The sequence below is a fragment of the Desulfuromonas acetexigens genome (assembly GCF_900111775.1).
Classification (GTDB): domain Bacteria; phylum Desulfobacterota; class Desulfuromonadia; order Desulfuromonadales; family Trichloromonadaceae; genus Trichloromonas; species Trichloromonas acetexigens.
Genome location: NZ_FOJJ01000012.1, coordinates 336,358 through 358,373 on the forward strand (window position 1 = coordinate 336,358; position 22,016 = coordinate 358,373).

Here is a 22,016-nt window from a genome sequence, read left to right on the forward strand (position 1 = left end):
ATTTAGGATGGTTGTTGGGTTTTGGCGACAGATGAGCCGGTTTTTGCGGTTCGATGTGGCGAGGGGGTGTTGCATTTTATTGTAATAGTTGGATTAATTCGATTGGATCGGGATTTGCAATAGGGCCATGTTGCGCCGTTTTTCGGCTTTTTTGATGTTGTGAATCACGTTATGGAGGGGGGTCCTGAACACCAACCTTTTATCGAAGGAAGCCCCTTGAGCCTCTTTGATTTTCAAAAAATCGAACACCAAGACCCGTTGTTTCACGAAGTACTTGCCCTGCGCTACAAAGTCTACTGCGAAGAGCGCGGATTTGAAAACCCCGAGGATCACCCCGACGGACTGGAGCGGGACGAATACGATTCCCACGCCGTCCATTTCGCCGCCCTGCTGAAAAGCACTCGTAAGGTGGTGGGAACGGTCCGTCTCATTCTCCATTCCGAGAGCAGTTTCCCCATTGAAAGAGCCTTCACTTTCAACAAGGATCTTTCCCATCTGCACCCGCGCCAGTTGGGAGAAGTCTCCCGCCTGGCGCTTTCCAAGAGTTATTGTCAGGAATTGCAGCAGGCGCGCCTGCGTTCCGATTCGGAGGCGGGCGCGGTGGTGAACGGACTTTTGCGCTGTCTGGCCGAGGAAAGCCTGGAGCGGGGGATATCCCATCTCTACGCGGTCATGGCGCGGGGGTTGCCGATTCTTATGGCTCGGCGTAAGGTGCTTTTTTCCCAGATCGGTCCGGAGCGGGAATATCACGGTCTGCGCGCCCCTTACCTGGGGGCGGTGCGTGATATCGTCAACCGCAATCCGGTGATCTTTCATACATGTCAGGCTGAAACGCCCCTGGAGGCTGTGGCCTGATTCATGACGAGGCCTGGCGCATGGCCTTGAGCACGAAGTGTCGGACGATGCGTTGCAGGGGGTTCTTTCCGCCCCCCCAGACGTATCCCCGGTGCATCTTTCCCAGCAGCATGTCGATCTGCAGGTAATGGGGAACCGGCCTGACGGTCCCCTTGCCCGTCAGGATTTTCACCACCTCGGTCGCTACCAGTGCGGCCGCCAGGGTGCAGGCCGGCGCCACCGCCGGCCCCTTGCGCTCCTTCACATTCACCTTCCGCCTGTCCAGATAGCGCAGATGATAGGGGCGGGGGGCCAGCCCTGCAGCGAAAGCCGCCAGCTTTTCCAGTTCATCCATACCGTCGCCGATACCGAAGTAATCGTCGAAGCTCATCCCCTGCGGCGAGAAGACCTGCAGGGTCGCGCCGAAGCCTAAGGGGGCGGCGGTGATGGCGTAAATCCCCTTGCTCCGTGCCCGGTTGAAGACCAGACGGCGGATTTCGATCTCGAAAAATTCAATACCGTCGACTAAAATCTCGACCCCCTCCAGAAAATCGTCGATGTTCTCCGCTGAGACCCCTTGGGGGAAGAGGGTGATCTCTGCCTGGGGATTGATGTCGCGGATCATCTCGGCGAGCACTTCCGCTTTGTGGCGACCGCAGGTGCTGTGAAAGGCGCCGAATTGGCGGCTGATATTGACCGGCTCGAAAACGTCGAGATCGGCAATGTTAAATTTTCCGACGCCGAGTCGGGCCAGGGTCAGTAGATGGATGCCACCGACGCCGCCAGCGCCGGCTACCGCTACCTTGGCGTTGAGCAGACGGGCCTGCTCCCCTTCTGTCAGCAGGCCGATGTTGCGGGAAAATTCGTTGTCAATCAGCGAGCCGATATCGATCATGGATCACTCCTTGGAAGAAAACCATCGATAGTCAGTTTTCGGCGGATGACGGGGAGCAGGGCGCGGGCCTGCTCGCGGTCTTCAATCCCCGCGATTAGAACCTTGTACGTTCCATCGATGCGGGTAATGTCCACCTGATGTTTCGGAAAGGCGGCACCGGCTCGGTTTCGCAGGGCTTGGGCGTTGGCGGGATCAGTGAAGGCGCCGAGCTGGATGCTGTGACCGGGCGTCCTCTCGTGCGCCATGGCGACGGGAGAGGCGGGCAGGGAGAGGGGCGCTTGCGCCCGAGGGGGAATTTCCGGTTCAGGTATCGCCGGAATCGGCGGCGGTAGGGACATTGTTGTTGGCGCCGGCGGTTGAGGTTGTTCCTCCAGGGGGAGAATCTCCCGTTCTTCTAGCCATGCGTCCAGCGGCGAGCCCAGTGCCGCACGCAGGTAGGCGAGGTCGACGCCCAGCTCATTGATTTCCCGGCGGTATTCGTAGTAGGCGTCGAGCAGCTCCGCTTCCCGGGCGAGAACGTCGGCCAGGGTGCTCTGCCCTTCGTTGAACTCCGCCCGCACCCTTTTCAAAGAGGTCCGATTCAGGCGGGTTTTCAGTTCCCAGGCATCAACGAGCAAGGCTTTTTCCCGCACCTTTCCCCAGAGTTCGTCGACTTCGTCGGAAATCCCTCGTGTATGGGCCGCACGTTGATGGGTCAGACGCAGGCGCTCGGCCTGGGCCCGGCGGATCTCGGCGAGGTTTTTCCCCCATTCGAAAATCGTCCATTCGAGAACGGCGCCGGTACTCCAGACCTCGTCCCGGTCCAGGTTGTTGTCATCCTGACGGGTGTATTGACCGAACAGGGAGATTTCGGGGTAGAGCCGGGCGCGAGCCTTGCGCACTTCCGAATCGGCCGCCAGCACCTGTTGTTCCAGGGCCAGAGAGTCGGAGCGAGAAGTGGACGCGGTGAGCGCTGTGCCGTCGTCGGTGACCTTCGGGCGCTGGTAATGGCGGGGCTCTCGAAGAGACAGCGTTGTACTTTTATCGAGATAAAGGGCGTTTTTAAGCCGGTCGACAGCAACCTTCTCGCGAATCCGGGCACGCTGGGCTTCGGCTTCGGCAAAAGCCAGCTCGCTCTGTCTGCGCAGCAGATCTTCTTCCTGGGCATACCCTTCGTTCCGTCGTTCCCGCAGCATCCTTAATTGCTCCCGCTGACTTTCCAGGGCTTTGTCCAGGCTCTCCCGTTGTAATTGTGCGTTCAGCGTTCGCAGGAAGAATTCCTCGGCGTCCCGTCGCACCAGCTCTGTGCGGCGCTTCGTTTCGTAGCGCGACTGCGCCGCCAGTCGCTGACTGCGCTCCAACTCCTGATGCAAGGCGCCACCCCGGTAAAGGGGCTGTTCCAGCACCAGGCTGGCCGAACGAAAGCGCCGGTCGCCGTAGAGATTCACATCCTGAGTGGGGAAGCCGGGACCGAAGGAGTCCGCATCGATGATCACCCGGGGTGGTCGGTCGAGCAGGGTGTAGGAAGCGTTCATGCGCAGTTCGGGTAAAAAATTCTTGCGCGCCGCGGAAACCTCCTCGCCGCGAGCCTCTTCCCGGGCCTGGGCGGCTTTGATCTCCCGGTCATTCTCCACCGACAGGCGCAGGCAGTCCTCCAGGCCCAGTTCCATGGCCGAAACCGGAAGGGCCGTAAACAAGAGGATGAGAAGCGCACGGGCAGTCATTCGTTGCATGGTTTTTATTCCAGGAACCGGACATTGACGGTCATGCCGTGGACCAATCCCGCATAGTCATCAAGGGCGATATAGACCTTCTGGGTGTTGATGTCGAAAGAGGCCATGGGATCGAAGGTGCGCTGGGATTTCCGTGAAACCGTGGGGAAGATGCGGTAGACCTTGCCGCCGTAGGTTTTTCCCGGCAGGTTGTCGACGGTCACGGCAACCTGTTGGTCGAGGACGACCCGGCCGACATCCGATTCTTCCACCTCGGCGTGAATGCGCAACTGATCGGGGTCGATCAGGGAGAGCAGGGGCGCGGCGATGTCCACTGTCTCGCCCGGTTCGACAAAGCGTTCGATGACCAGAGCGTCGAAGGGCGCGGCAATCGAGTAATCAGCGAGCAGGGCCCGTTGGTATTTGAGTTCGGCGTGGATTTCCGCGACCCCGGCCTTTGCCTGATCCACCGTTTCCTGCCGGGACCCTCGCCGCAACTTGTCCTGCTGCGCTTTCAGTTCGTCAAGCTGAGCCCGGGCTACGCGTCGGGCCTCCTCCGCTTTTTCCCATTCGACCCGGGTCGTCGCGCCCTTTTCCAGCAGGCGCTTTTGACGTTCGGACTCGATGCCTGCCTGCTCGAAGACCGCCGTGGCACGTTGCACGGCGCTGTCCCCGGCCGCCACGTCCTCCTTCCGAAAACCTGAGGACTGTTCTCGAAAGCCCGCCTGGGCGGCAAGAAGCCGTGCTTCGCTCAGTTCGACCTGAGCGGCGACCTTGCGGTCGTTCATGCGCACGAGCACCGCGCCGGCGCCGGCGCGATCCCCCTCTTCGACGGTAATCTCCATGATCTCCCCGGCGACCCGGCTGCTCAGCACGACTTCCTGCACACTCTCCACCAGTCCCTTGGCGGCGAAGCCGGCCGGGGGCGGTGACGGAATCTGCTGGGGGGCAGTACTCGGCGCGGTGGGACGTTTACTGAAGAGTCCGGGGCCGAAGAGCGCCAGGATCACGGCCGCCAGGGCGAGAAACAGAATCAGGAGCAGGCCGGAACGGCTGTTTTTCATGATGATCTCTGCCTTTCATCGACAATGCGGCCGTCTTCCATGGTCAAAATGCGATCGAAGATATCTTCGATGCGGTTGTCGTGAGTCGCCACCACTACGCACTTCTTCTGCTCCACGGCCAGGGCACGCAGAATCTCCATGACCTTCTTGCCGTTGACGTGGTCGAGGTTGGCGGTCGGCTCGTCGGCCAGGATCAAGGGGGATTCCACCGCCAGCGCCCGGGCGACGGCCACCCGCTGCTTCTGCCCACCACTCAGGTCTCGGGGCAGGAAGTCCGCGCGTTCATTCAAGCCGACCTCGGCGATCATCCCCCGCGCCAGGTCCTCCGCCGCTCTTCCGGTCAGCCCCTTGATCTTGAGTACCAGCATGATGTTCTCGTAGACCGTCAGCGCCGGGAAGAGGTTGAATCCCTGAAAAATGTACGAAATATACCGTTTGCGCAAGGGTGGCAGATCTTTTTCCCGCAGCCCGAAGATTTCGTGGCCGAAGAGCTTGAATGAACCCGCCGTTGGTTTCAGGATGCAGCCAAGCATCGACAGAAGCGTCGTCTTGCCGCTCCCCGACGGACCGAACAGGCCGACCACTTCCCCGGCCTTGAGCTGGAGATCCACATCCACCACAGCCCGGACCACGGTCTTGCCTTCCTGGTAGGTTTTGCCCAGACCCTGCGTGACGACGGGATGCTCCACGTTTTATCCCCGGAAAAGAATGGCTGGATCGATGTGCTTGATCTTGCGGATCGACACCGCCGCCGCCGACAGGCACATGACCAGAGTTAGGGCCAGCACCCCCAGATTCAGGGCAGTATTGACCACCATCACCGTCCCTACCGTCTCGTAAAATTTGACCGAGGCGAGAGTCAGGAACAGGCTGATCAGGTAGCCGGCCAGGGCGTTGATCAGCGCTTGACTGAAAATGATCTTGTAGATCTCGTAGTTTTCCGCGCCCAACGCCTTCAGCGTACCGAATTCCTTGATGTGTTCCATCGTTGAATTATAGATGGTCTGGCCGACAATCAACATCCCCACCAGAAAACTGATGATGATCGTGAGCAAAAAGGAGAAGCCGACGCCGGTCTCAATGGTCCAGTAGAGGCGGGTTTTGCGGCTGAAATCCTGCGAGCTGTAGACGTCGACCCCGGAAAGATTTTCTTTCAGGGAGGCGACGACCTGCTCGACGGTGAAGCCCGGCGCGACCCGGGCGACCACGAAGACCGTGTTGTCCGGGCCGATGTAGGCGACCAGGCTTTGCGCCAGTTTGTAGGAGGTGAAGACGAAGGGGGCGGTGGTGAAGGACTTGACCCCTTGCGAGATGCCGACGATCTGCAGGCGCCGATAGAGGATGTCGCGGTAGTCGCCTACCTGAATGTCCCCCAAGCGCTTGTTGGCCGATTCGTCGACGATGATGAAATTGCCGTTTTTGACCGCTTGGATATCCCCCTCGCGCATGCGCCAAGGGCCGCCGATGCCGCTGTCGGGGTTGAAGCCGATGATCTCCACCTGCTCGGTTCCCCCCTGTTCCTGGCGGATAAGTCCCCAGGCGACGATCAGTTTTTCGGCGGTCGAGACGCCCGGAGTGGAGCGTACCTGGTCGTGGATATATTCGGGAAAAGGCTGGGAAAAGTCGAAGTTTTTGCTGTTTTTCGAGGTGATCCAGATGTCCCCTTCGGTATGGTCGATAATCACCGACGAGGTTTCCATCAGCCCCAAGTAGATGCCGATCTGGGCGAAGATCAACCCGACGGCGAAGACGATGCCGATCAGGGTGATCAGAGACCGCAGCTTATCGTAAAGAAGAATCCTCAGGGCGACATAGAGCATATTCATTTGGTCTGCAGTGCGGGAATGTTTAATGATGGCTTCGGTTTGAATGAGTGTTTATTTAATGTAGCCGGAAGATTGAGGAAAGTCAGCAATAAAGTGAAGGTTTTCGGGGCCGGGGCGATGAGGGCCGAGGTCGGGGGATTTGAATTGGTGCGATTATCCTTTAGACTCTGAAAAACCTGCTCTCACCAACATGAAAGGATACGCCATCATGGATGAACGCATCTCCCAACTGCTTAAGCTCGCTGTCGCCGCCCCTTCCGGGGATAACTGCCAGCCGTGGCGGTTCTCCCTGGGAGACGGGCGGTTGCAGCTCTTCAACCGTCCCGACCAGGATACCTCCCTCTACAATCACGCTCAACGCGCTTCACTGCTGGCCCACGGGGCGCTCCTGGAAAATCTGGCGATCGCCGCGCCCGGCCTCGGTTTGCAGGTCGAAATCCGGTTCTTTCCCGACCCCGCCGCGCCGGAGCATGTTGCCGAGGTGCTTTTCGCCGAAGGAGAGACGGTCAAGGATCCCCTAAGCTACTGGATCGAGCGGCGCTGCACCAACCGCAAAAAGTACGTGCCCATTCCCCTCACCGAATTTCAGCGCCAGGAGCTGGTGGCCGCTCCTGGTGAAGGGGCCGCCGCGCAGGTGCATCTGGTGCATGAGCCGGGCGAGGTCCGGGTTCTGGCGGCGCTCTTGGCGAAGAACGATCGGCTGGTCTTCGAAAACCGCAATCTGCACGCCTTTCTTTTCGATCACCTGCGCTGGAGCGACGAAGAGGCGCGAACCACCGGCGACGGCATGGACATCAAGACCCTGGAGCTGGCGCCGCCGGATCGGCTGGCCTTCCCCCTGCTTAAGCACTGGCCCCTTGTCGAATTTCTTAACAGACTCGGTCTTCCCCACCTCATCGAGCACACCGCCCTGAAACTCCTCGGCTCCTCGGCCGCTATCGCCGGGGTGAGTCTGCCCGATCTGGAGCCGGCGACTCTGGTGATGGGCGGGCGGGGGATGCAGCGCTTCTGGCTGCAAGCGACGGCCTTGGGGCTCGCCGTACAACCGGTGGCGGGCCTGGCCTTGCTGGTACAACGCCTGCGTTCGGGAAATAACGACGAATTGGACGAAACCCAGCGGGCGCTGGTCACCGAGGTTGGCGCGGGACTTGACCGTGCCTTCGATAGCGCCGGACGTTCCCTGGTCATGTGCTTCAGGCTCGGCACCAGCGCGCCGCCCAGCGCCCGGGCCCTGCGGCGGCCGGTGGAGCTGGCGGGGTAGGAAGCTAGTTCCGCCCGAAACGGGCCTCGATAAGGTCCGCCGCTTTTTTTGCCGGCGCGAGAGAGGCCAGCTGCCCTTGCAGGCGTTTTGCATGATCCCGGTAGCGGGAATCTTCCGCGACCTGCCGGGCCAGGGCGAAAAGTTTTTCTGGATGGTCGGCGAAGGTCTTGGGGGCGAGGGCTTCGCCGACCCCCAGGGCCTTGACCCGGCGCATGTTGAACTGCTGATCGGGGATGGTCGGAATGCCGACGATCGGCTTGCCGTGCTGCAGCGCCTGATAGATGGTGCCGTTGCCGCCGTGGCAGACGACCAGGTCGCAGGCCGCCATGACCAGATCCCCGTCGACGAACTCCTCCACGTAGACTTCCCCTTCGATCGTTTCCAGCCCTTGCGCCTGGCCCCCCGTGGCGATGATCGCCGTCAGCCCTTCCTGTTGCAATCGTTTGTAAAGGGTGGTGAAGGAGCCGCCCATCCAAGTGGTGCCCATGGTGAAGTAGACCAGACGCTTGCCGTCGTTTTTCGGTGGCCACCAGGCCGGCGGCGGTAGCGGGCTTTGCCAGGTCAGCGGGCCGATGTAATGGTAGTCGGCGGGCAGGTTGCGGGTGGGAAAGTATTCGGGGATATCGGCCAGCAGGGTCAGGTCGTTGCCCGCCAGGCAGTTGGTGGCGGTGACCGTGCGCCGCAGGCCGAACTTGCGGCTGAGTTTCTTGAAGACGGTCGCGGCGTTGTCGAAGACCAGCATCTCCAGGGCCAGGTTGAAACGGTCGAGACTTTTCCCCAGCGAGCCGTCCCGTTTGACGAGCTTCTCCGGCAGCCATTCGAAAAAGGGGATGTAAGGGAGCGCCCGATATTCGGTGGAGGAAACATTGACGATGGCGGCCTGGGGGATACCGTCGAGCCCCGCCGACAGGGGGGCGCTGAAGCGTCCGTCGGAAAGAACCAGGTCGGGTTGCACCTGCCGGTACAGATCCCGGTCCGATGCGATCAGACGATACAGTTCATCGTCGCTGACAAACTGCAGTTTGCCCTGGCGAATGCGGTTGAAGAGGATGTCGGGCTCCACCTGATAGGCGGGCAGCACATCGAACCCTTCGCTACGGATGAAATGATCCTTCGGGCTGTCCCCGGCGAAGATGATGTCGTGGCCGCGCGCGCGTAGCTCGGCGGCGATGGCCAGGGGGCGGCTGATGTGGGAGAGGGTGTGGGTGTAGGGGAGGCAGAGGATACGCATGGCGGGTCTCCGGTTCAGCGTAATTCGCGGTCGGCGTTTTCAAGGATTTCCGCCAGACGATTGAAGAAGTGGGCGGCGGGGGCGCCGGCCATGATTCGGCGGTCGAAAATGATGGTCAGCGGCATGGTGCGGCGCACCTCCACCTGCCCATTGACGGCGATGGGCCGGTCCTTGACCCAGCCGAACATTACCGTCAAGGGCCAGATCATATCGGCGATGACGAAATCGATGCCGTATTTGGCCGGCGAATTGACGAAGCAGGCATTCCCCCGGTGTTTGACCCACTGCTCGGGCAGGTAGCGGGGGGCGCGGATCAGCCAGCGGCTGAGGCAGACCGGCAGGCGACTGAGCAGGCCGGAGAAGAGTTTCCAGCGCGGGTGGGTTTCGGGATCGGCGGTCAGAACCGTTTGCAGTTCGCGGGTGATGTCGAGCGGGCTTTTGCCGTCTACTTCCAAAATCGTGTCGGCCAGCACCACCGCCTCGGCCTGGGGGACGTTCCGCTCGATGGCGACGGTAATGTCCATGTTGCGAAACTGGACCATGCGTCGGAAGAAGGGCGGGCCGAGAATGGCCCGGTTGGCGTAGGGAAACTCCCGCAAAGCCAGGGCCGCCGCCTTGACGACCAAGGCGGTGTAGGAAGGTTTTTCTCCCTCGCGCTCGAAAGTTTCCCGGCGCAGGCGGTCCAAGGCGGTGGCATCGATTTCCCGCACGAAATGGACGGTGTAGACCGCGGTCATCTCGTGGTTGAGGGTCCAGAAGGCGCGGGATATCCGGTTGGGACGTGACAGCTCGGGGGGGGCAGGCGTGGACATGAGATTCCTCTCTGGGGAAGATCGCCGACGTGGCTAAACTGGTTCACTGCACGATGCTGATAATCGGGCCGGGACGCTTATCAGCATAACAGATTCAGGATGGGGGGGCGGGAGATAAATGCCAAAGGGCGAGGGTGTTAAATATCATGGAATCGTTGTCGGAATAGTTTACATTTCGAATGGCCTCAGAACTCTCTGTGGTCGGTAAGTGGCCTAAATCGCTGGATTATGTGTTTTGGCTCGGCCATTGCAATGAGATTGGCTAGACCAGGTATTTGGTTGTCCGTGATTTATCACTCTCGCGATTTTATCCGGGAAGAACGCAAACTGAAAAGAGGAGGTAGAAGAAAATGAAGAAAAAACTGTTGGCTCTTGTAGTAATGGCTCTGTTGCTGGCGCCCGTTGGTGCCATGGCGACCAGTCTGCTGTCGTTCAATGACACTAGCCTGGGCTGGATCGACGTCGGCAGCTGGGACTGGAATGTCGGCAACGCTTTGGCGGTAGGGGCAGTGCCGCTCTCCGATGACATCAACAACCCCACGCCCTTTACCCTCTACTATCAAGCCGCTCTGTCGAATTTCCAGGATGCCGACGGCAACACCATCGGCGGAACCGGTCTCAGTGTCGATTATGAGATCACCGTGCAGGCCGGTTTCAGCGAGTTGGGCTATCGCACTGACACCTTTGGTCTTGGAGTGTTGCCAATCTTATCCAATGCCAACTTCTCTTTGGACCCCGGTGCTCCGGTTAACTTCCTGAACATCTACTACGACGAAGCGCAAAACTCCGACAACCTCTCCGGTACCGGGTTCGGTGACGGAACCCTGTTGATGAGCGGCGTGATCGATGTCAGCACCGGATCCTTTACGGTCTATATCGACGCGAATCAGGATGGCATTATGGACACGAGTCTCCTTGATAGGTTCGGGCCCGATAATTACTCCGGCCTCGAGAGCCTCGCCGGTAATGGTAGCGCCACAATCGAAGCCATGATCGATGGAAGTACGGTCAACGGCGCCTATATCGACATTTCGACCTATCCTCTTGATTTCTACCTGGATATGTTCTTCAACTCGTCGACCATCGCCCCCTTCCTGCAACAGAACCCTTCGGCTGAGGTGGTTGGAATCCCTGTGAACATTGGCGACATCAACGGCTTTACCGGTCCGGACTTCCTTTTCCAGGCCGACGGGAATTCGTCCTTCACGGTCGTGCCCGAGCCCTCCACCGTCATTCTGCTCGGCCTTGGCCTGTTGGGTGCCGGCGGCCTGGGGTACCTGCGCCGCAAGCGCTAAAAACCTTTTCATTTTAAGTTAAGGTTTAGTTCTGCAAAAAGAGGGATCGGTTAAAACCGATCCCTCTTTTTGTAGGAAATTCGTGTTTACGTGGAAAATTATCAAGAGCTGTGTACCGGTCGGTGCGCGAAATGACTCAAAGGGGGTTCCATGCCACAAAAACGGTTTTTTCTGGGTTGGTTTTTCATTCTTTTGTGCTGGGTGATACCGTCCGCCGCCGGTGCGGGGTCGCTGGTCTTCAGCGATCCTTCCGCCGGTACCGTTGAAGTTTACAGCCTGGACTGGATTCCGGGCAACAGCCTGGCCGATGAGGCTCTGCCCCTCGGCACCGACCCGAACAACCCTACTCGCTTTACCCAGGTTTACCAAGCCGCTTTGGGAAATTTCCTCGATGGAAACGGCAACGCCATTACCGGAACGGGGCTGAATGTTTCCTACGAAATCACCATTGTGTCGGTTTATGGTCAGATCGGTGCGCGCTCGCCCCTGGATATCGATAACGACGGTTTTGTCGAGATCGAAAATTCCAATTTCGATCTCGATGCTGAGGCCAATGTCAACTTCGTCGAAATCTACCTCGACTCCAACCGAAATTCCAATGCTCTGACTGGTGCGGGCTATCGCGACGGTATTCTCCTGATGAAAGGGATCGTTTCCGCCGCGACTGGGCAGTTTTCCGCCTATCTCGACATGGACGGAAACAACATTCTCGACCTCAAGGTTCTTGACCAGTTCCTGACCAATAATTACCTGGGAACGGGAACGATCAGTGGGAATGGGTCGGCTCAACTGACGGTCGCAATCGACTCCGCCAGCGTTAACCCGACCTATTTCCCCGGGGTCGGCTCATCCCCCCTGACCCTCTTTTTCAATACCTCGCTTGTTCTGCCCTACTACCAGCAGAACCCTTCGGCGTCCGTGGTCGGGGTCGTCCCTGAACTCGGTTCCGCCTCGGGCGGCTATTCCCGGGTCAACGGCCTGGCCTCTCTCGACCCCGCCGAACAAATCGACATGCTCTTTCAGGCTGACGCCAACAGCAGCATCTCCGTCGGCCCCTGTATCGACATCGTCAAGGAAGTCAGCGTTGACGGCGGCCAGACCTGGTTCGACGCCAACACCCTGGACGATTCCCCCGGCACCACCGACGGCGCCATCTATCGCTTTATCGTCACCAACTGTAGTTCGGTGACCCTGACCGACGTCACGGTTACCGATCCCAACCTGGGCGGGGACGGCCTGCCCCTGACCATCGACCTCGGCGATCTGGCCCCGGAGGCATCCGTCACTGTCGAGCCGAACACCAGCTTGGGCAGCCCTCTTCTGGAAAAACCCCTGCTGTGCGCCGACGTTCCCCCGCCGGGGAATGAAGACCCGATCAAGTTCAACCTCGCTTCGGTGGTGGGGACGGTGATCGGCACGAGCACGACCGTCGAGGACTCGGATCCGGCCTATGTGCGTTGCCTCTGTGTCGATATCGAAAAACTGGTCAGCGTCGACGGTGGCGTGACCTTCGTTGATGCCGACCAGTGTGTCGATCCGGCGGCGCCCATAGCGACCGGCTCGGTGGAATACCAGCTGGTAGTCAGCAACTGCGGCGCGGCGATTCTCGACGATGTCCGCGTGGTCGATTCCTTGCTGGGGATTGATGAGGCAGTCGGTACGTTGTTGCCTGAGCAAGTTATCACCTATGACAAAGAAGATATCTCCGCACTCTTGCAACCGGATTTCTGCGCGTTGTTCGGCTCTGATACGGCGGGTTCCCAGGATATCGACAACACCGCGACCGTCACGGCCACAGCCTTCAATCAGCAATTCGATCTGAGCGATGAAGACTCGGCTTGCGTCAGCTGCCTCTGCTCCGGCAGCATCGGCGATTACGTCTGGAACGATCTCGACCGCGACGGCATCCAAGATGCCGGTGAGCCCGGGATTGCCGGCGTGACCGTGACGCTGCTCATGGGTAGTGAAACGGTAGCCACTACGACAACGGATGCAGAGGGCGCCTATCTCTTCACCGGCCTCTGCGCCGGAGACTACACCGTCACCGTCACGACTCCCGACGGCTACACGGCGACCATGAACAACGCTCCCGGCAGCACGGCGGACAACGACAGCAACGGCAGCCCGGCGGACGTTACCCTGTCCACGGACAACAGCAGCGACCTGTCCATCGACTTCGGTTTTTACACCCCCTGTACCGGCAGCATCGGCGACTTCGTCTGGGACGATCTCGACCGTGACGGCATCCAGGATGCGAACGAGTCGGGGATCGGCGGCGTGACCGTGACCCTGTTCATGGACGGCAAAGCGGTCGCCACCACCACGACGGATGTGAGCGGGGCCTATCTTTTCACCGGCCTCTGTGCCGGGGACTACACCGTGACCGTTGCTACTCCCGACGGCTACACGGCGACCATCTCCAACGCTCCCGGCAGCACGACGGACGACGACAGCAACGGCAGCCCGGCGGACGTTACTCTGGCCACGGATAACAGCAGCGACCTGACCATCGACTTCGGTTTCTATCTCATGGATGCCAAGATCGGTGACTACGTCTGGCTGGACGAAAACCAAAATGGAATCCAAGATGTCGGCGAAGAAGGGCTGTCCGGTGTGACGGTGAATCTCTTCGACTGCGACGGTAATCTGATTGAGACCACCAGCACCGACAGTACCGGGTATTACAGCTTCACCGTGGAGCCCGGCGATTACAAAGTTCAGTTCGTGCTGACCGGCGGTTATGCGTTCAGTCCGCAGGATCAGGGTGGCGACGACGCCCTGGACAGCGACGCCGACACCGGCGGCATGACCATTTGCACCACGCTGGCCCCCGGTGAGACCGATCTGACCTGGGATGCGGGAATGTATCCGATGCCCGCCAGCCTCGGCGACTACGTCTGGAACGACACGAACAACAACGGCGTGCAGGATGCCGGTGAAATGGGCATCGCCAACGTCACCGTCAATCTGTACGACTGCACCACCGATCTCGTGGTCGACACGACCACGACCGACGCTTCCGGCCTGTACAGCTTCACCGGTCTGATGCCGGGCAGCTACCGGGTCGAGTTCGTCGCCCCCATGGGCTACGCCTTCACCACGCCGAACGTGGGCGACGATGCCTTTGACAGCGACGCCAACGCTTCCGGCGTGACCGAGTGCGTTGAACTGGCCGCCGGCGAAACCAACACCACCATCGATGCGGGCCTGACGGCGCAGCCCGCCACTATCGGCGACTACGTGTGGAACGACACGAATAACAACGGCGTGCAGGATGCCGGTGAGATGGGCATCGCCAACGTCACCGTCAATCTGTACGACTGCACCACCGATGAACTGGTCGCCACGACCACGACCGACGCCTCCGGCCTGTACAGCTTCACCAACCTGATGCCGGGCAGCTACCGGGTCGAGTTCGTCGCTCCTATGGGCTACGATTTCACGACCCCGAACGTGGGCGACGACGCCTTTGACAGCGACGCCAACGCTTCCGGCGTGACCGAGTGCGTTGATCTGGCCGCCGGCGAAACCAACACCACCATCGACGCCGGTCTGACGGCGCAGCCCGCCACTATCGGCGACTACGTGTGGAACGACACGTATAACAACGGCGTGCAGGATGCCGGTGAGATGGGCATCGCCAACGTCACCGTCAATCTGTACGACTGCACCACCGATGAACTGGTTGCCACGACCACGACCGGCACTGATGGTCTGTACAGCTTCACCAACCTGATGCCGGGCAGCTACCGGGTCGAGTTCGTCGCTCCTATGGGCTACGATTTCACGACCCCGAACGTGGGCGACGACGCCTTTGATAGCGACGCCAACGCTTCCGGCGTGACCGAGTGCGTTGATCTGGCCGCCGGCGAAACCAACACCACCGTCGATGCGGGCCTGACGGCGCAACCCGCCAGCCTTGGCGACTACGTGTGGAACGACACGAATAACAACGGCGTACAGGATGCCGGTGAGATGGGCATCGCCAACGTCACCGTCAACCTCTACGACTGCACCACCGATGAACTGGTCGCCACGACCACGACCGACGCCTCCGGCCTGTACAGCTTCACCGGTCTGATGCCGGGCAGCTACCGGGTCGAGTTCGTCGCCCCGATGGGCTACGCCTTCACGACTCCGAACGTGGGCAACGACGCCACCGACAGCGATGCCAACGCCTCCGGCGAGACCGACTGCGTCACCTTGGTCGCCGGTGAAAGCAACACCACCGTTGACGCCGGTCTGTATGCTCTTGCTCCGGCCATCGACATTGAAAAGTACACCAACGGTGAAGATGCCGATGAACCTACCGGCCCGATGGTGGTCATTGGCAGCCCCATTAACTGGACCTATGTGGTAACCAACACTGGCGACGTTACGTTGACCAATGTTCTGGTTGTCGATGACAAGGGAGTAGCGGTTACTTGTCCGGCAACCACCCTGGTCGTGGGTGAATCCATGACCTGTACCGCCAACGGCACTGCCCTGGCGGGCCAGTACGCCAATGTCGGTACCACGACGGGTAATTACGGCGGTATGAGCGTCACCGACAGCGATCCGAGCCACTACTATGGCGTGAGCCCCGATATCCATCTGACCAAGGATGTCTCGGTCGATGGCGGCATGACCTGGTTCGAGGCCGACAACATCACCCAATGCAGCGATCCCAATGTGCCGAATGTCGAAGTCTGCACCGATTATTCGGATTGCGGCCCCTGCGAGGGGAAAGTGACCAGCCTGACCCTGGCTTACCGCGGGACCAGTTCCGCGAAGATCAAGATCACCAACCGCGATGGTTACGAACTCTTCAAGCAGGATGTGGTCAATCCCGGCCAGCAGATGACCTTCACGTTGGCGGATGGTTACGGCAAGCTGACTACCGAAATCAAGATCTATGTCAATGGGTCGTTCAACACGTCTATCCACACCAGCTGTTCGCAGCCGGTCGGTCCTGGTCTGATCAGCGGAAGTTTCGAAGTTGTTGCCGGGAAGAGCCTCTACGGCGGCAATCTCTGCCCCATCAATCATGATGGAATTACGGCGGAGTGTAACGAGTGTGAGGGCAAGGTCAACAACCTGACCTTGGCTTACCGTGGGGCGACTAAGGCGAACATCAAAATTACCAACAAGGATGGCCGTGAGCTTTTCCGTCTTGATAATGTCAGTCCGAACCAGCAATTCACATTTGCCCTGAAGGATCATTACGGCAAGCTGACGACCGACATCAAGATCTACGTCAACTGGTCGCTGAACACGACGATTCACACCAGTTGTTCCCAGCCTATCGGTCCCGGACTGGTCAAGGGCAGCTTTGAGGTGATCGCCGGCACCAGTCTCTACGGCGGCAACCTCTGTCCGATCAATGGGACGACGCCCGATCCGGGTACTTGCACTCCCGATGAAGTGATGTATCGCTTCACGATTACCAATACCGGTAGTGTCACCTTGAGTAATTTGACCTTGACCGATTCACTCTATGACATCAGTGCGATTGCGCCGGAATGCGTGTTGCCGGAGACGTTGGCTCCGGGACAAAGCTACACCTGCTCCAGCAACTCGTTGCCGACCCAAATGGGTTTGGTTTCCAACACGGCCACCGCAACGGGTGATTATGCGGGCATCACGGTTACCGACAGCAATGACGCCAGTTATTGCGGCCCCTTTGAACCGGTTCCGGCCATCGACATCGAGAAGTACACCAACGGTGAGGATGCCGATACCCCGACCGGACCGATGGTGGCCATCGGCAGTCCGATCACCTGGACCTATGTGGTGACCAACACCGGCAATGTCACTTTGAACGACGTGACGGTGGTCGACAACCAAGGGGTCGCAGTCAGTTGTCCGTCCACCACCCTGCTGGCCGGCGAAGTGATGACCTGCACCGGTTACGGTACGGCCGTGGCTGGCCAGTACGCCAATCTCGGCACCACGAAGGGTTATTATAATGGTATGCCGGTCACCGATAGTGACCCCAGCCACTACTATGCCACGCCTCCGGCGATTGATGTGGAGAAATTCGTCTCCACCGACGGAGTAAACTGGTTTGACGCCGATACGCCTCCGGGGATCGAAGTGGCGGTTTGCCCGGATCTTTCCTGCGATGCCGGTTCGGAATACGATTGCCAGATGCAGAAAGATTACTACTGGAAGGAATACGAGCGGACCAAGTACGAGCACGACAGCAAGAAGAGCGATTACGAGAATAAGAAGTCGGATCGCGATCGATCCAAATCGGATCATGACAAGTCCAAATACACTCGGGATTCTTCGAAAAAGGATTGCGACGGAAAACAGAAGGAATACGAATCGGCCAAGGCCAAGTACGAATCGAGTAAATCGTATTCGGATCGGAAAAAGATGAACAAGGCCAAGGCTGAATACGATTACGCCAAGGCCGAGTGTGATCGGAAGGAGTCGGACTACACCGGCAAGAAAACCGACTACGACAGCAAGATCGCCGATTGCGATCTTTCCAAGTCCGATTACGAAAAGGCCAAATCCGATCACTCCAAGGCCAAGTCGGATTGGGAAAAGCATAAGGACCGGGATTGCAGCCAGCCGTCCGATCCCAATTGCGGCACCAGCGATTGCCAGAGTTCGGTGTACTTCAAATTCGTCGTCACCAACACCGGCACGATGCTGCTGGAGGATCTGACCCTGGAAGATTCCGATTACGCCACCGACTCCTGTGTCATTCCGGCGACCCTTGCTCCTGGGGCGAGCTATGACTGCGTTATCGGACCCAAAGAGGCCGTTGCCGGTCAGCACACCAATACCGCCACCGCGACCGGCACTTACATGGGCGCGCACGTGTCCGATACCGACGATGCCAACTATTTCGGCAAGGCGCCCTGTACGGCCAAAGGGACCGGCACCCCGGGCTACTGGATGAACCATCCGGAAGCCTGGCCGGTGGATTCCATCGTCATCGGTGGGGTCACCTACAGCAAGGCCAAGGCCATCGAACTGATGAAGGCGCCCACTAAAACCGACAAGCTCTACACCATGTTCCAGGCCTTGGTTGCAGCCAAGCTCAATGTCTTGACCTGCAACGAATCGTCCTGCATTGAAGCGACCATCCTGGCCGCCGACAACTGGATGAAGATCTACGGGCCGGTAGGGAAGGGGGTTTCGGGCAGCAGCAGCGGCTGGGCCCTGGGTGAGCCGCTCTATCTGCTCCTCGACGAGTACAACAACGGCCTGCTCTGCGCGCCGTCCCGCGACACCATGGACCGGGACGACGAAAAGGATAAGAGAGGCACCAGCACCCAGAGTCACTGGAAAAACAAAGACAAATCCTGGCCGACCAGCAGTCTCTACATCGGCGGCAAATCCTACTCCAAGGATGAAGCGACCTGGCGGATGAGCCGGGCGTCCAACAAGGATGTCACCTACACCATGTACCGGGCTCTGGCCGCGGCCAAGCTCAATGTCCGCAAGGGTAACGATTCGTCCTGTATCTCCGACACCATCAGGTACGCCGATGATTGGCTGGAGAGAAACCCGCCGGGCAAGGGGATTACCACCGGATCGTGGACCTGGCGTTCGGCCGAACCCTACTTCCAAAGGCTGGACGAGTACAACAACGGCAAGCTCTGTTCCTCGTATTGCGATAGTGCCACCAATACGACAACGACCTCGACTTGGACTAGTTGGAGTCGGTAGGGAGTCATAGGTCTAATCATCTCAACTGGGGGATCCGCAAACGGATCCCCCTTTTTTGTCTCTGCTGGCGGGATGAATTTATTTATTCGGGAATGTTCGTGGGGCAACGTTTTTCAGGGGGGAGTAATGGAAATGTTAAGCTGAATGCAAGTAGACGGCTTCTCTCCTCCCCTCCACTCTTCCCGAGAAATATTTATGAAATCATCCGTAAACGATGCTATTGTTTACCAACAAATGAGTAATTTCGGGGGATGTCATGGTCGAGTTCCGGTTTGAACGGGTGGAGATGGGTGATCCGCGGATGGAAGAGCTCTTCCGTTTGCGTTATCAGGTTTATGTGACCGAATGTGAATTTGAAGCCCAAGAAGATCACTCCGATGGTCGGGAAACCGACGACTATGACGAGCATTCCAGCCATTTCTGCGCGATCGTCTTCGATCCCGAGAGCCCAGATCCGCCACGAATCATCGGCACGGTGCGCATGATCCTCGGATTCTCTGAAGGACTACCCGACCACAAGATGCCCATCGAGTCCCATTGCCCCTTCTGGGAGGATGAGGTCCGGCGCCTGGACTCTCTCAGAAAAGAGGGGGTCAAGTTTGCTGAAATTTCACGCTTGGCAATCAGCAAAGATTTTCGGAAGCGTGAAATCGATAAGGCCATTTACTCTCAGAGCGACTTCGATTTCCAGCAGGTCAGGCGCGTCCACGAGCAGCGTCGCCAATTCGAAGGGTTGATCGTCTTGGGGCTGTATCAATGTATCTATCAGGAGAGTTTGCGTCTGGAACTCAAGCACTGGTACGGCGTCATGGTCAAGGGACTTTCTGGCCTGCTGCGGCGCTGGGGGGTCTTCTGGGATGCCATCGGTGAGCCGGTGGAATATCACGGGCTTCGTATCCCCTATATCGCCGATATTGAAAAGAACGCCCAGGGATGGGTCACGCGCAATCCACTCCTGCTGGAAAAACCGGTGGGGTGGAAAGACATCGTTTCGTAAAAAAACGGTTTGGCTTTTTTCCTGGTAGAGAAACGGATGCCGACATTTTTTGAATTTACCGTCGATGCCGACTTGAAATTGAACGGCTGGAACGCTCCCCTCGCGGAGTTGGCCCGGCGTGAGGCGTTGGAATTGTCGGGACTGGCCTATTACGAGCTGTTGCCGCGCATCTGCCGGGGACGGCATGACGCTGTGGCGCTGGTGCTGGAGACGGGCAGCCCACTTAATTTACCGGGGTACCGCTTTCCCTGTTTTTCCGGTGGGGTCAAGGGGGATGTGGGGATCGCGCCGGTATCCCTGCCCGGCGGTGCCGGAGCGCGCGTGACTATCGCTCTTCAGGGTTGTTGCGAGGCTCTCGGCAGTTTGCGACAGTCTCGGCATCTGGCCGACCTCGGCAAGACCGCGTCGATGCTTTCTCACGGGGTGCGCAATCCCCTCAACGCCATCAAAGGGGCGGTCATCTATCTGAAAAACCGCTACGGGAATGATGCCAACCTGCTCGAATTCACCGGCATCATGGAAGAAGAGATCGATCGCCTTGACCGTTTTATCAGCAGCTTTCTCAGTGCCTCGGCCGTCTCTTTCGGGCGTGAACGCAACGATCTCAACGCCTTGTTGCGCAAACTGAAGCAATTCGTCACCTTGCAGGCCCAGGCGGCGGATGTCGCTCTCAGTCTCGATCTGGCCGAGTCCTTACCGACTATCGAGATCAATATCTTCCAGGTAGAGCATGCCATCCTCAATGTCTTGAACAATGCCATTCACGCTCTCCCCAAGGGGGGGCACATCCGCGTGGCCAGCCGCTATGAAAGCTGCCCCGCCGGACGCTGCGTGGTCGTATCAGTGCAGGACGACGGCCCCGGTATCAGCGATGTGGCAGAGGACTTCGCCCTGCCGCGCCTGGCTTCGGCGGTGACCGAGGGGCGGGGCTTCGGCTTGTTCCTGGTCCGTGAAATCATGCAGCAGCACGGCGGTTTCATGGAAATCCGTACCGGACGGGGGCAGGGGACAACGGCGCGACTGCTTTTTCCCGTCGGCGGGAGCGACGCCTAAATGTCGGCAGTGGACAAGGGCCTGATCCTGGTGGTCGACGACGAGGCGAGCGCGCGCCGGGTGTTGTCGGCCATTCTTGAGCAGGAAGATTATCGGGTCGTCTCCGCCGGGGATGTGGATGAGGCCATACAGGCTTTATCGCGCCACGATTTCGATACGGTCATCACCGACATGAAAATGCCGGGGGCCGACGGCCTGCAGCTGCATGACCAGATCAAGCAGAACTATCCGGAAATCCCGGTGATTTTCCTGACCGCCTACGGTACCGTCGAGTCCGCCGTCAACGCCATGAATCTGGGCGCCTTCTACTATTTCGTCAAACCCCCCGATTACCTCAATCTTAAAGGCATTCTTGCCCGGGCCGTGGAGCAGCGTCGGCTGAAGCGGGAACTGGCGCAGTTGCGCCAACGGCTGACCGGGTTGCCCGGCCCGGCCCAGTTTATCGGCCAGTCTCGGCAGATGCACCAGGTCTGCGACTTGGTGGAGGCGATCAAGGATTCGCCCAGCAGTGTGCTGATCTGCGGTGAGACCGGGGTCGGCAAAGAGCTGGCCGCGCGTGCTCTGCATTACGGCAGCGTCCGGCGGGACGCTCCCTTTGTGACGGTCAACTGCGCGGCGATCCCTGGGGAACTGCTCGAATCGGAACTCTTCGTCTACGAAAAAGGGGCTTTTACCGGCGCTGTCAGCCGACGTATTGGGCGGATCGAACAGGCGGCCGGGGGCACGCTCTTTCTCGATGAAATCGGCGAGTTGGATATCAGCCTGCAAGCCAAGCTGCTGCGCGTTCTGCAGGAAAAGGAAGTCGAGCGTCTTGGCGACAATCGGAGGATTCCCGTCGATTTCCGGCTGGTCTCCTCGACCAATCGAGAGCTGCCTCAGGAAGTGGCCAAGGGCACCTTTCGCGAGGATCTCTTCTACCGCATCAATGTCGTCCGTATCGATCTCCCCAGCCTGCGCGAGCGCCGGGAAGACATCCCTCTGCTGGTCAGTGAGTTTGTCAAGGAATTCTGTGTTCAGGAGGGGAAGGTGCTGGTGGTTTCCGAAAAAGCGATGCAGACCCTGTGCGCCTACCACTGGCCTGGTAACGTCCGGCAATTGCGCAACGTGGTGGAGCGGGCCGTGGTCCTCTCTCGTGGCCGAGAGATTTTGCCTTCGGATCTGCCCGATGAGGTGAGGGGGCAGAGTCTGAGTCCCGGGAGCGCGGATTCTCCAGCGGTTATCCCTTTGCGGGAGCTGGAGGCTGAAGCGATTCGCCGGGCCCTTGCAGAATGTTCCGGTAACAAATCCCTGGTGGCAAAAAAGCTCGGGTGTTCCCGCAAGGCGCTGTATCGGCGCTTGAAGGAATACGATCTCTCCTAATCCCCGGGTTCAGGGGGGCCGATGCGCTCC

Annotated in this window: 14 protein-coding genes; 7 read left to right on the forward strand and 7 right to left on the reverse strand. The window is 59.1% G+C overall.

Going from position 1 to position 22,016, the window contains the following annotated elements:
* Nucleotides 1-216 precede the first annotated feature (216 nt).
* The gene (locus tag BQ4888_RS08090) at nucleotides 217-855 is read left to right on the forward strand and encodes a PEP-CTERM/exosortase system-associated acyltransferase (RefSeq protein WP_170232794.1); all 639 of its coding nucleotides are present in this window, start codon (nucleotides 217-219) and stop codon (nucleotides 853-855) included.
* Between the two features lies 1 nt (nucleotide 856).
* Here BQ4888_RS08090 and BQ4888_RS08095 read toward each other — a convergent pair whose 3' ends face one another.
* Genes BQ4888_RS08095 through BQ4888_RS08115 form a run of 5 tightly spaced genes read right to left on the reverse strand, consistent with a single transcriptional unit; the run spans nucleotide 857 to nucleotide 6,310 of the window.
* Nucleotides 857-1,729: a ThiF family adenylyltransferase gene (locus tag BQ4888_RS08095; RefSeq protein WP_240746310.1), complete on the reverse strand. Its 873-nt coding sequence runs from the start codon at nucleotides 1,727-1,729 to the stop codon at nucleotides 857-859.
* On the reverse strand, nucleotides 1,726-3,441 hold the full coding sequence (locus tag BQ4888_RS08100; RefSeq protein ID WP_092056225.1) for a TolC family protein: 1,716 nt from the start codon (nucleotides 3,439-3,441) through the stop codon (nucleotides 1,726-1,728). The genes BQ4888_RS08095 and BQ4888_RS08100 overlap by 4 nt, the downstream gene beginning before the upstream one ends.
* Before the next feature lie 5 nt (nucleotides 3,442-3,446).
* Nucleotides 3,447-4,484, reverse strand: a complete 1,038-nt coding sequence (locus BQ4888_RS08105; protein WP_092056227.1) for an HlyD family secretion protein — start codon at nucleotides 4,482-4,484, stop codon at nucleotides 3,447-3,449.
* Nucleotides 4,481-5,173 carry an ABC transporter ATP-binding protein gene (locus BQ4888_RS08110; protein ID WP_092056230.1) on the reverse strand — a complete coding sequence of 231 codons (693 nt, stop codon included), beginning with the start codon at nucleotides 5,171-5,173 and terminating at the stop codon, nucleotides 4,481-4,483. Before BQ4888_RS08110 ends, BQ4888_RS08105 begins: the two co-directional genes overlap by 4 nt.
* A 3-nt stretch (nucleotides 5,174-5,176) precedes the next feature.
* Nucleotides 5,177-6,310, reverse strand: a complete 1,134-nt coding sequence (locus BQ4888_RS08115; RefSeq protein ID WP_092056232.1) for an ABC transporter permease — start codon at nucleotides 6,308-6,310, stop codon at nucleotides 5,177-5,179.
* A 208-nt stretch (nucleotides 6,311-6,518) separates the two neighbouring features.
* Here BQ4888_RS08115 and BQ4888_RS08120 point away from each other — a divergent pair, with 208 nt between their 5' ends.
* Nucleotides 6,519-7,571, forward strand: a complete 1,053-nt coding sequence (locus tag BQ4888_RS08120) for a nitroreductase family protein (RefSeq protein WP_092056234.1) — start codon at nucleotides 6,519-6,521, stop codon at nucleotides 7,569-7,571.
* A gap of 4 nt (nucleotides 7,572-7,575) precedes the next feature.
* Here BQ4888_RS08120 and BQ4888_RS08125 read toward each other — a convergent pair whose 3' ends face one another.
* Nucleotides 7,576-8,802, reverse strand: coding sequence for a glycosyltransferase (locus BQ4888_RS08125; protein ID WP_092056237.1), 1,227 nt, complete (start codon nucleotides 8,800-8,802; stop codon nucleotides 7,576-7,578).
* 14 nt (nucleotides 8,803-8,816) lie between these two features.
* Nucleotides 8,817-9,614: a 2-oxo acid dehydrogenase subunit E2 gene (locus BQ4888_RS08130; RefSeq protein WP_092056239.1), complete on the reverse strand. Its 798-nt coding sequence runs from the start codon at nucleotides 9,612-9,614 to the stop codon at nucleotides 8,817-8,819.
* Nucleotides 9,615-9,964: 350 nt separating this feature from the next.
* Between BQ4888_RS08130 and pepA the strand changes: the two genes are divergently transcribed.
* The 5 genes from pepA to BQ4888_RS08155 all read left to right on the forward strand — a co-directional run bounded on the left by pepA (nucleotide 9,965) and on the right by BQ4888_RS08155 (nucleotide 21,986).
* On the forward strand, nucleotides 9,965-10,909 hold the full coding sequence (gene pepA / locus BQ4888_RS08135) for a flocculation-associated PEP-CTERM protein PepA (RefSeq protein WP_092056242.1): 945 nt from the start codon (nucleotides 9,965-9,967) through the stop codon (nucleotides 10,907-10,909).
* A gap of 150 nt (nucleotides 10,910-11,059) precedes the next feature.
* On the forward strand, nucleotides 11,060-18,577 hold the full coding sequence (locus BQ4888_RS08140; protein ID WP_092056244.1) for an SdrD B-like domain-containing protein: 7,518 nt from the start codon (nucleotides 11,060-11,062) through the stop codon (nucleotides 18,575-18,577).
* Between the two features lie 256 nt (nucleotides 18,578-18,833).
* Complete coding sequence (locus tag BQ4888_RS08145; protein WP_092056248.1) at nucleotides 18,834-19,574, forward strand: PEP-CTERM/exosortase system-associated acyltransferase; 741 nt, start codon at nucleotides 18,834-18,836, stop codon at nucleotides 19,572-19,574.
* A gap of 36 nt (nucleotides 19,575-19,610) precedes the next feature.
* Complete coding sequence (locus BQ4888_RS08150; protein ID WP_092056249.1) at nucleotides 19,611-20,627, forward strand: two-component system sensor histidine kinase NtrB; 1,017 nt, start codon at nucleotides 19,611-19,613, stop codon at nucleotides 20,625-20,627.
* Entirely contained in the window at nucleotides 20,628-21,986 is a 1,359-nt protein-coding gene (locus tag BQ4888_RS08155) for a sigma-54-dependent transcriptional regulator (RefSeq protein ID WP_092056252.1), read from the forward strand. It abuts the gene before it with no gap.
* The last annotated feature ends 30 nt before the right edge of the window (nucleotides 21,987-22,016 follow it).

What these genes read in the sequence shown, in the direction of transcription:
- BQ4888_RS08095 (WP_240746310.1), bottom strand. Translation starts at nt 1,729, where the DNA reads ATGATCGATATCGGCTCGCTGATTGACAACGAATTTTCCCGCAACATC.
- BQ4888_RS08100 (WP_092056225.1), bottom strand. Translation starts at nt 3,441, where the DNA reads ATGCAACGAATGACTGCCCGTGCGCTTCTCATCCTCTTGTTTACGGCC.
- BQ4888_RS08105 (WP_092056227.1), bottom strand. Translation starts at nt 4,484, where the DNA reads ATGAAAAACAGCCGTTCCGGCCTGCTCCTGATTCTGTTTCTCGCCCTG.
- BQ4888_RS08115 (WP_092056232.1), bottom strand. Translation starts at nt 6,310, where the DNA reads ATGAATATGCTCTATGTCGCCCTGAGGATTCTTCTTTACGATAAGCTG.
- BQ4888_RS08120 (WP_092056234.1), top strand. Translation starts at nt 6,519, where the DNA reads ATGGATGAACGCATCTCCCAACTGCTTAAGCTCGCTGTCGCCGCCCCT.
- BQ4888_RS08125 (WP_092056237.1), bottom strand. Translation starts at nt 8,802, where the DNA reads ATGCGTATCCTCTGCCTCCCCTACACCCACACCCTCTCCCACATCAGC.
- BQ4888_RS08130 (WP_092056239.1), bottom strand. Translation starts at nt 9,614, where the DNA reads ATGTCCACGCCTGCCCCCCCCGAGCTGTCACGTCCCAACCGGATATCC.
- pepA (WP_092056242.1), top strand. Translation starts at nt 9,965, where the DNA reads ATGAAGAAAAAACTGTTGGCTCTTGTAGTAATGGCTCTGTTGCTGGCG.
- BQ4888_RS08140 (WP_092056244.1), top strand. Translation starts at nt 11,060, where the DNA reads ATGCCACAAAAACGGTTTTTTCTGGGTTGGTTTTTCATTCTTTTGTGC.
- BQ4888_RS08145 (WP_092056248.1), top strand. Translation starts at nt 18,834, where the DNA reads ATGGTCGAGTTCCGGTTTGAACGGGTGGAGATGGGTGATCCGCGGATG.
- BQ4888_RS08150 (WP_092056249.1), top strand. Translation starts at nt 19,611, where the DNA reads ATGCCGACATTTTTTGAATTTACCGTCGATGCCGACTTGAAATTGAAC.
- BQ4888_RS08155 (WP_092056252.1), top strand. Translation starts at nt 20,628, where the DNA reads ATGTCGGCAGTGGACAAGGGCCTGATCCTGGTGGTCGACGACGAGGCG.